The sequence below is a fragment of the Peribacillus sp. P4_C12 genome, assembly GCF_056402095.1.
This window is the reverse complement of record NZ_JBFUIB010000124.1, coordinates 1-9,072: the sequence shown is the minus strand read 5'-3', so window position 1 is coordinate 9,072 and position 9,072 is coordinate 1. Positions and strand designations below refer to the sequence as shown.

Here is a 9,072-nt window from a genome sequence, read left to right as displayed (position 1 = left end):
GGTACCCCTTCCGCTTCTGTTCCACCTTTACCCGGAGTTACTCCACCCACGATCTTCGTGCCGTATTCCAACATCTGTTTTGTATGAAATAATGCTGTTGAGCCTGTGATTCCCTGAACGATCACTTTCGTATCTTTATTAATATAAACGCTCATTATGTTCCCCCCTGCCTATTATCCTACAAGTGATACTATTTTTTGTGCTCCATCTGCCATTGATTCAGCAGCCGTAATATTTAAACCAGACTCTTTCAAAATCTTTTTCCCAAGATCCACATTCGTTCCTTCAAGACGGACAACAAGAGGGACATCCAAGCCTAGCTCTTTTGCAGCAGCTACGACACCTGTCGCGATAATGTCACACTTCATAATTCCTCCGAAGATATTTACAAAGATACCTTTTACTTTTTGATCAGATAGGATGATTTTGAAAGCCTCTTTAACTTTTTCCTCTGTAGCTCCGCCCCCAACGTCAAGGAAGTTAGCCGGGTCTCCCATATAGTGTTTAATGATGTCCATCGTTGCCATTGCAAGCCCCGCACCATTAACCATACAACCGATATTTCCGTCAAGCGATATGTAACTAAGACCGTGTTTGGATGCTTCAATTTCTTTAGCATCTTCTTCATCTAGATCACGGTACTCCGCAATGTCTTTATGGCGGTAAATCGCATTATCATCGAAATTCAATTTAGCATCTAGTGCCATTACATTGCCGTCGCCTGTCACAACTAATGGGTTGATTTCAGCAATTGAACAATCCTTTTCAACGAATGCTGTATATAAGTTGACCATCAGTTTAGACGCCTTATTTATTAGCGAAGCCGGAATGTTGATATTAAAAGCGATTCTTCGTGCCTGGAAGCCAGTTAAACCAACAACCGGATCGATCACTTCCTTGAAAATTTTCTCTGGAGTTTTTTCAGCAACTTCCTCAATTTCCGTTCCGCCTTCTTCAGAAGCCATCAATACCACACTATTTGTTGCACGGTCTAGGACCAGTCCAATATAATATTCCTTCGTAATGTCGCAGCCTTCTTCAATAAGTAAACGCTTAACTTCTTTACCTGAAGGTCCTGTTTGATGGGTCACCAGCGTTTTACCAAGAATCTCTTCTGCATATGTACGCGCTTCGTCAAGATTCTTTGCTACCTTAACTCCGCCGGCTTTCCCGCGGCCGCCCGCATGAATTTGAGCTTTGACGACAACAACATCTGTACCTAACTCCTTCGCTGCTTCTACTGCTTCATCTACAGTAAAGGCAACCCGGCCATTCGGAACAGATACCCCGTATTGTCTCAAAATCTCTTTCCCCTGATACTCATGGATATTCATTTCCCATCCTCCTTATCTACTAAAAAACAACTACCAAAAAACAACATTTAGATTTAATGCGTGTTTTCTCTATCATATTACAACAAAATTCTACTTCGTGCATGATTTTCTTTCGCAATATTTTGAAAAAATTATTACGATATACTTCTAGGTCGGTGTATAAAATGGAAAAAACGAAGTCCACTAATATGTTTATTTTTTTAAAATAGTATTTATCTCGGTCCGAAATCTCCATTCTAAAAATAGCCATTCCATTTTTCATTTAGTATAAACACTTTGTTTACAAGCCTTTTTTCATCATTTTATTCATCTATCTTTTTCTGAAACATTATAGTTATCTTTCTAAAAAATTTCAAATCTTCAGAAAAAGAAAAAGGACAAAGCCATAGCTTTATCCTTTTTCTGATAGTTTAGTATGTTTTTAATATAATAAAAATTTTTAAGTGCATTTCCTAAAATTCTACATAAACCAACCATAAATTCACATAAATCAACCATAAATTCACATAAATTCACATAAATCAACCCAAATAATTTGAATCTTACCGATTCAAGTCCCGGTCAACTTTATAAACAAACGCAAATACCTCTGCAACCGCTTCATACAATTCTTCCGGAATCGTTTGATTAATATCCAATTGCCCCAAAAGGGAGATTAACGACACATCTTTTTGAACAGGGATATTCAGTTTTATTGCTTTATCTAGAATCTTTTCCGCAGTTTTACCTTTCCCCTTTGCCAAGATGACAGGGGATTTCGATATCTCCGGGTCATATTTTAAAGCGATCGCTTCTTTTCGTTTTTCATTCGTCATATCCGAATATCCACCCCACTATATGATTCTTTTTCTGAAAAAAGGGCGGATTTCAATTTCGTTTCAGTAGTTTTTTTGCTCACTGGATTTTCAAATAAAACTCCGGATAATCTGTAATCCATTTTTTTCAGATTCGCCTTCAACAGTGTAAGATAATTGTCGGCAGCTGCTTCTATTGTTTTACTATACTCATTAATGACCGTCACTTTTATGACACGGTTTTGAACCTGCATGTCAATGAACGTTTCCTTAAGACGTTCTAACTCTAAACAAAACAGGATTCGACAATAATCGGGATCTATCTTGCCATCTTTTTTTTTCCTTCCGCTCCATTGCAACGTTAAGTCCGTTTTAGAAGACCCAAGATTAAGAGGCAATGTAAGGAGTAAATTCTGCAAGGGGCCCGTTTCCTGTGAAAGAATCTGTTGAGCAGTAATTCGATTCAAAATTTGTTCTGCCAGTTCCTTAACGGATGCCGGATTTTGCTCGTTCAGAAGTTTAAGTAGCAACGGCTTGAGGGTCTCTAAATCCTTTGTTAAATCTTCCAAACCATCTCCATGCATATTAGCAAGAGCATGTTCCAACTGTAGTCCAAGCATCTTCGTCCACTCTTTAAGTTGTTGTGCAACAGAGGCACCATTCGTGAAATCGATTGTTTGAAATTCAGTTTCCAGCACTTGTGTAAGCACTAGTTTCTCAGCATTCGTAACGGAGAGCGCCTCAGGACGTCGCTTAAGCGATTGAATCAGCAGTTCTGTCACTTTACCCTTCGACTCGGTAACTTTCTCTGTATCCTTATTTAAATGGGCTATTAGGTCATTTACCTCTATTTCGGCACCCGCTATTCTATTTCCGGCTGATGCTTCTGCAAACGTACGCTCAAGCAAGCGGGAAGCAAGAGCGGACAGTTCTTCTGTAGAAATGGTTTTTTGCTGAATTGATTTGATATCAGTAGACGTTTCTGCTTCTACATAATCAAGACCGTTTAATAATCGATTTAGACTATATTCGACCTTTTCAACTTTCCCCAACGTTCCATTTTTTGCATCAGATAGCAATTGCAGTCCCTTTTGTAGTTTATCAGTCACTGAGTTCTTAGTAGATCCTGATATTTCCGCCGATTCGACAACTAATTTCTCCAAAAAGCCAGCCTCAGTAATCCCCATTGGAACGAAACCAGTCTTTTGAAGCAGGGAGAATGCCCCAGTTTTCAATTCAGGTGATGCACTGGAATCGATCCAAGTGGTAACAAGTTTCTGTAGACCAGTTTGTTGAAGCTGATCCTGTTTAGCTACATGTAACGAGTCTAATACGCCTTTTAGTTTTACTGATGTTTCCGAAACACTGTCCTTTAATTGTTGCTGCAGGCCACTGAGCAATTTGTGAAAAGGTTCGCCTTTTGCTTGTGCCAACAACGCTACAAATACATCTTCAACAAAAGGTAATTGCTGAAGGAACATTTTTTTGATGATAGACAGGCCATATTCTTCTGCATCAGCAGTTTTTACCCATTGCAAAGCAGACAAAAAAGTATCCTTTGTAATTGGGAGTTGATTTTTCAGTAAATATTCGGCAAGGCTGGCTGCCTCCGGTTCTGGAGATATGCCAAGATGAGAGAGCAATTGTGCAGCCGCTCCTTTTAAACTAGAAAAGTTTACATTCGGAGAATCCAGTACTTTTAACACAACCTTCCCCTCATTTGGCTGCTGTACTTGAAACCAATACATTTCTCCTGCCTGAAGTGGGATATCGAGTGTGGCAATCATTTTTTGATGGCCAATCTGCACTTCCGTTGTTTGGTTAGGATAAATCCTATTCACTTTTCCGAAAAGGATTTGTCCGTTTTTCAAACTCGTACTTCCCTTTATTTCAATGGGTGACGACACGGATTGACCGCTTGTTATCGATTGCATCTCTCTCGCCCTCTCTCTTAATCGTTCGTTCGTGCGGCGATTTCCTTTACAGGTGCAAAACTCCTCCTATGCCAAGGTGTAAGCCCGTGATTATCGAGTGCTTCTAAATGTTGTTTAGTCCCGTACCCCATATGCTTTTCAAATCCGTATTCTGGATACGCTTCCCCATATCCCTTCATCATCCTGTCACGTGTCACCTTAGCGATAATAGAGGCAGCAGAGATAGAAATACTTCTTGCATCTCCCTTTATGAGTGAAAGTTGAGGAATCGGCACTTCAAGTTCCATCGCATCAATCAGCAAATGATCCGGGAGTTCTGAAAGATTGTTCACAGCCGCAATCATGGCTTTTTTCGTAGCTTGATATATATTGATTTCATCAATTTCTTCGCTATGTACAATGCCCACCCCGATGGATACAGCTTCCTTTAAGATAGTCTCATAAAATAGTTCCCTCTTTGACTCAGGAATTTTCTTAGAATCATTTAGCCCTGGTAGATAAAAAGATTCAGGTAAAATAACTGCACTAGTCACAACCGGTCCCGCTAGCGGCCCTCTTCCTACTTCATCGATACCGGCAAGAACTGAAAATCCCTGTTTTCGCAACTCCCGTTCAAACTCCATCATTTTCATAAAATTATTCTTTACCTGTAGCTCTTTTTCATAGGCTCTTTGCCATTTACTTACTAAGTCTGTTACTCCCTTTCGTCCATCCTCCTGGCATTCTTTTAAGAACGAATCTTCTGGCTCGCTTACTGTTTTTAATTTTGAAGAGATTTCTTTTATACTCATGGCAGTTTTCATCATTTATCACCTATCATTTTAATTATCGGCAGTCTTGTTTCATTTCTACAGCTTAAACAAAAATACGGAGCGGAAAAGAGACATCAAAAGGTAAAAAAACCTTTTGACATCTACCTCCAGCTCCGTATCAACCCTATACACAGACATTCCTTTTAAGAATCATGTCTGTGTTCTCTAACCTCAAAAGAAGTTATTCGGGGGTATTTTCTTCTTCTTTTTCTATCGGTAGCTCAAACGTGAGCGGCCCCATCTTTTCAGAACGGATTTCTCGAACGACCAATTCTGCGGTTTTATCATAATCAATAAAGCCCCCAGATGCTAGACAACCTCTGAACTTTCCAACTGCATCAAATAGTTCTAGCGTTTCTTGAGGAATTACATCCAGATTATAACGGGATTTCAAACGATCCGGATATTCTCTTTCCAAAAAGCGAAGGCCGTATAAAGAAACTTCATGCAAGTTTAAAATCGTATCTTTGATTGCTCCTGTTAGCGCTAGTCTTAAGCCAACTTCCTGATCCTCAAATTTAGGCCAGAGGATCCCCGGAGTATCCAGAAGTTCTAATTCCTTTCCTACTTTTATCCATTGCTGTGCTTTCGTAACACCAGGTGTATTCCCTGTTTTGGCAATGTTTTTTTTAGCAAGACGATTGATTAAAGTAGATTTCCCTACGTTCGGAATACCGACAATCATAGCACGAATCGCACGCGGCTTAATTCCTCTTGATTCCATCCGATCATACTTTTCTTTTAAAAGTTTCTTAGAGGCAGCTGTAATCTGGTTTAAGCCATTTCCTGCCTGTGAGTTAATAGCGATTGCCGTTTTACCTTGTGATTTATAATACTCAAGCCACTCATTGGTTTTTACCGGATCAGCCATATCAGCCTTATTCAAAAGGATAACCCTTGGTTTATGCTGTATGATTTCATCGATCATCGGATTTCGTGAAGATGCAGGAATCCGGGCATCCACAAGTTCAAAGATGATATCGATCAGTTTTAATTTTTCTGTTACTTCCCTTCTTGCTTTGGCCATATGGCCAGGGAACCACTGTATTGTCAATGGAATCAACCTTCCTACTATTCCGCCAATCGAAAATCTTCAATCGGCCAATAAACTAATTTAGTTTTACCTAACACCTTATTGTAAGGAACAACACCAACGCCAATATGGCGGCTGTCCTTACTAAAACGGCGATTATCTCCTAAGACAAATAGATGGTCTTCAGGCACGGTTTCTTGTTCTATGACATCGCTTAATGTAAATGGTTCTGTCAAAGCCCCGCCATCAATCAACTGCTTTTTATATTCATCCAAGTATGGCTCTGCATAGGCTTTTCCATTCACGTAAAGCGTATCATCTTTATATTCTATTTTTTCGCCTGGTAACCCAATGACCCGTTTTATATAATCCTTGCCTTCAGGGGCTTCAAAAACAATAATATCGAATCTTTTCGGTTCACTAATTGAATAGGAGATTTTATTTACGAGCATGCGGTCCGTGTCCTTTAATGTCGGCATCATGGAATTGCCGTCCACGACAATCGGAGCCAGGAGGAAATAACGAATCAGCGTGGCTGCTATAACCGCGATTATGACCGCCTTAGTCCATTCCCACAATTCATTTTTCTTTTTCGTCATCCTTACCCACCCTTTTAGAAAGCATATCAACAATTATTTTAACATGTTGCGGACGCTATAGCGAGCAGGATTCTTTATAGTCTTCACCCTGATGAGCGATTATTTTTTCTTCAAGTGCAAAAAAAGGAGCCTGTTAAACAAGCTCCTTTTTTGCATAATACTGTTTGGTTACTCACCATATGTGAATCATGGCAAACCCGCATAGAGATATTCGAAGAATTAACGACGAATTTCTTTAATACGTGCTTTTTTACCACGAAGTTCGCGTAGGTAATAAAGTTTCGCACGACGTACTTTACCGTGACGGATAACTTCTAATTGCGCAATTTTTGGTGTGTGAAGAGGGAAAGCACGTTCCACTCCAACGCCGTAAGAAATCTTACGTACTGTGAAAGTTTCACTAACTCCGCCGCCACGACGTTTGATTACAACGCCTTCAAACAACTGGATACGTTCGCGAGTTCCTTCAATAACCTTTACGTGTACACGTACTGTGTCACCAGGTCTGAATGATGGAAGATCTGTGCGAAGTTGTTCTTTTGTGATATCGTTAATAAGATTTTGCATCGATTTCAACTCCTCCTGGACGCTCTTACAAATACTAATTGTTTGCAGCGGAACATCGTTATAAGACTGAGCATTTTGCCCAAGTCACAAGGTATATCCTATCATACTCTAGATGCTGATGCAATAGACATCAGTCTTCTTTTTGAATCTCTGACAATAATTTTTTTTCAACGTCCGAAAGTTCATAGCTTTCGAGCAAATCCGGTCGTCGATTCCACGTCCTGCGTAATGACTCTTTCATCCGCCATTCATCGATTTTTTTATGATTACCGGATATAAGCGTATCAGGAACTTTCATTCCCCTGAAATCTGCAGGTCTAGTATAATGGGGATGCTCTAACAAACCAGAAGAATATGAATCAAGAATCGGGGAGTCTACATTTCCTAACACGCCCGGAAGTAAGCGAACAACGCTGTCTATAATAACCATAGCACCCAATTCACCACCTGTAAGCACAAAGTCACCTATTGATATTTCATCTGTGACAATATGCTCCCGGATGCGCTCATCATACCCTTCATAATGTCCGCAAATGAAAATAAGATGATCTTCTTTCGCAAACTCTTCAGCTTTTCTCTGCGTGTAACGCTCTCCCTGTGGACATAGCAAGACAACTCGTGGCGTTTGCTCAGCGTGCCCTTTAAGGGCTTCTACGGCGTCAAAAATGGGTTGTGCCTTCAATACCATCCCTGCACCGCCACCATACGGATAATCATCTACTGTCGAATGCTTATTGTCTGCATAATCACGAAAATTGGTCACATTGTAGCTGACAGCCTGTTTTTCTGCGGCCTTTTTTAAAATTGACGAGCCAAATACCCCTTCGAACATTTCTGGAAATAGCGAAAGTACATCGATTTTCATCAGTCTAAAAGCCCTTCCATCGGTGTGATGATAACTTTTTTAGCAGATATATCTACTTCTTTCACAATTTGATCAATATATGGAATTAAAATATCCTTACTGCCAGCTTTCTTAATGACCCAAACATCATTGGCGCCCGGCGTTAGAACCTCAATGATCTCCCCTATTTCTACACCTTCATCTGTAAACACCGAACAGCCGATGATTTCATGGAAGTAGAATTCACCTTCATCCAATTTACCTAGCTGAGCTTCCTTAATTTTCAAGACTCCATTCCGGAAAGCCTCGACCTGACCGACGTTGTAGTAGTTTTCAAACGTCAATAAGTTAAAGTTTTTATGGTTGCGATGCGACCTGATAATAAGTGGCAAAGGCTTTTTCTCTGTTTCTCTAAATAAATACAGCGTATTGCCTACTTTGAAACGCTTTTCCGGAAAGTCTGTTGATGAAATAACACGGACTTCACCTAAAAGACCATGTGTGTTGACAATTTTAMCTACATTAAACCAATTTTCCATTCTTTCACCTCTAACGAATTTCCGAGACGATTCCATCTTTAATGACAATAGTCTTCGTTGTCATAAGTTCGTCCCAATCTGCCCCAATTTCTACCTCAATGATACTTTGAACTTCCCGTTCCTTCAGTTCGCTTCCAGTAGGAAGGATTTCCAACTGTTCCATTTGAAATTCAAGCAGTTTGATTTTTTCTTGCCTTTGGTTTATTTCTTTTTCAAAATGAGCACGGAGACTAGCGGGCTGAAGGTTCCTAGTTTTTTCAAGTTTTTTCAGTTCAAAACGAAGCTGTTCACTCTCTTTTTGAAGCTGTAGACGTTTTGATTTGTACTTCTCGAGGAGCTGATTCTTGCTGGATTCCGTTAATACTTGGTTAACGATTACATTTTGGAGAATTTTCATTCCAGCACCTCCTATTATCTATGATTTCTTATTTCATTCAAAAAATATGTATGATAGGGTAATCTTTTTGAAAAATGGGGGTCATTCTCTTAAGTATAACGTAAATCGGTAAAAGATGCGTCTTAAAAAGGCGTAAAGTTTAAACTCTGAGTAATATTTGAATATGATTAAAGTCGGAATTCAACTTTCTTGAAGTACAAAAAAAGGAGGGGTATTAGC

The 9,072-nt window shown here is 39.7% G+C and carries 10 protein-coding genes and 1 pseudogene; all 11 read right to left on the bottom strand.

All coding sequences use genetic code 11. The annotated features are described in order from the left end of the window. A pseudogene (locus tag AC1DUW_RS15470) lies at positions 1 to 155 on the bottom strand (succinate--CoA ligase subunit alpha); the annotation flags it as partial. Between the two features lie 18 nt (positions 156 to 173). Then, the gene (gene sucC / locus AC1DUW_RS15465; protein WP_053345310.1) at positions 174 to 1,334 is read right to left on the bottom strand and encodes an ADP-forming succinate--CoA ligase subunit beta; all 1,161 of its coding nucleotides are present in this window, start codon (positions 1,332 to 1,334) and stop codon (positions 174 to 176) included. A gap of 542 nt (positions 1,335 to 1,876) precedes the next feature. Then, a complete protein-coding gene (locus AC1DUW_RS15460; protein WP_053345309.1) occupies positions 1,877 to 2,149 on the bottom strand; it encodes an EscU/YscU/HrcU family type III secretion system export apparatus switch protein in 273 nt (90 codons plus the stop codon). Continuing rightward, positions 2,146 to 4,062 carry a hypothetical protein gene (locus AC1DUW_RS15455; RefSeq protein ID WP_053345308.1) on the bottom strand — a complete coding sequence of 639 codons (1,917 nt, stop codon included), beginning with the start codon at positions 4,060 to 4,062 and terminating at the stop codon, positions 2,146 to 2,148. The genes AC1DUW_RS15460 and AC1DUW_RS15455 overlap by 4 nt, the downstream gene beginning before the upstream one ends. A gap of 17 nt (positions 4,063 to 4,079) precedes the next feature. After that, the gene (locus tag AC1DUW_RS15450; protein ID WP_477642899.1) at positions 4,080 to 4,853 is read right to left on the bottom strand and encodes a ribonuclease HII; all 774 of its coding nucleotides are present in this window, start codon (positions 4,851 to 4,853) and stop codon (positions 4,080 to 4,082) included. Between the two features lie 202 nt (positions 4,854 to 5,055). After that, positions 5,056 to 5,928 (bottom strand): ribosome biogenesis GTPase YlqF, encoded by an 873-nt coding sequence (gene ylqF, locus AC1DUW_RS15445; protein ID WP_053345306.1) that lies wholly within the window; start codon positions 5,926 to 5,928, stop codon positions 5,056 to 5,058. Positions 5,929 to 5,945: 17 nt separating this feature from the next. Further along, a complete protein-coding gene (gene lepB, locus AC1DUW_RS15440; protein ID WP_053345305.1) occupies positions 5,946 to 6,506 on the bottom strand; it encodes a signal peptidase I in 561 nt (186 codons plus the stop codon). 219 nt (positions 6,507 to 6,725) lie between these two features. Further along, complete coding sequence (rplS, locus tag AC1DUW_RS15435; protein WP_053345304.1) at positions 6,726 to 7,073, bottom strand: 50S ribosomal protein L19; 348 nt, start codon at positions 7,071 to 7,073, stop codon at positions 6,726 to 6,728. A gap of 130 nt (positions 7,074 to 7,203) precedes the next feature. After that, a complete protein-coding gene (trmD, locus tag AC1DUW_RS15430) occupies positions 7,204 to 7,938 on the bottom strand; it encodes a tRNA (guanosine(37)-N1)-methyltransferase TrmD (RefSeq protein ID WP_053345303.1) in 735 nt (244 codons plus the stop codon). Further along, positions 7,938 to 8,456, bottom strand: coding sequence for a ribosome maturation factor RimM (rimM, locus tag AC1DUW_RS15425; protein WP_477642898.1), 519 nt, complete (start codon positions 8,454 to 8,456; stop codon positions 7,938 to 7,940). Before rimM ends, trmD begins: the two co-directional genes overlap by 1 nt. A gap of 10 nt (positions 8,457 to 8,466) precedes the next feature. After that, on the bottom strand, positions 8,467 to 8,853 hold the full coding sequence (locus AC1DUW_RS15420) for a YlqD family protein (protein WP_053345301.1): 387 nt from the start codon (positions 8,851 to 8,853) through the stop codon (positions 8,467 to 8,469). Positions 8,854 to 9,072 lie beyond the last annotated feature (219 nt).

Excerpts from the sequence above, each read along its gene's own strand:
- sucC (WP_053345310.1), bottom strand. The coding sequence starts at position 1,334 with ATGAATATCCATGAGTATCAGGGGAAAGAGATTTTGAGACAATACGGG.
- AC1DUW_RS15460 (WP_053345309.1), bottom strand. The coding sequence starts at position 2,149 with ATGACGAATGAAAAACGAAAAGAAGCGATCGCTTTAAAATATGACCCG.
- AC1DUW_RS15455 (WP_053345308.1), bottom strand. The coding sequence starts at position 4,062 with ATGCAATCGATAACAAGCGGTCAATCCGTGTCGTCACCCATTGAAATA.
- AC1DUW_RS15450 (WP_477642899.1), bottom strand. The coding sequence starts at position 4,853 with ATGAGTATAAAAGAAATCTCTTCAAAATTAAAAACAGTAAGCGAGCCA.
- lepB (WP_053345305.1), bottom strand. The coding sequence starts at position 6,506 with ATGACGAAAAAGAAAAATGAATTGTGGGAATGGACTAAGGCGGTCATA.
- rplS (WP_053345304.1), bottom strand. The coding sequence starts at position 7,073 with ATGCAAAATCTTATTAACGATATCACAAAAGAACAACTTCGCACAGAT.
- trmD (WP_053345303.1), bottom strand. The coding sequence starts at position 7,938 with ATGAAAATCGATGTACTTTCGCTATTTCCAGAAATGTTCGAAGGGGTA.
- AC1DUW_RS15420 (WP_053345301.1), bottom strand. The coding sequence starts at position 8,853 with ATGAAAATTCTCCAAAATGTAATCGTTAACCAAGTATTAACGGAATCC.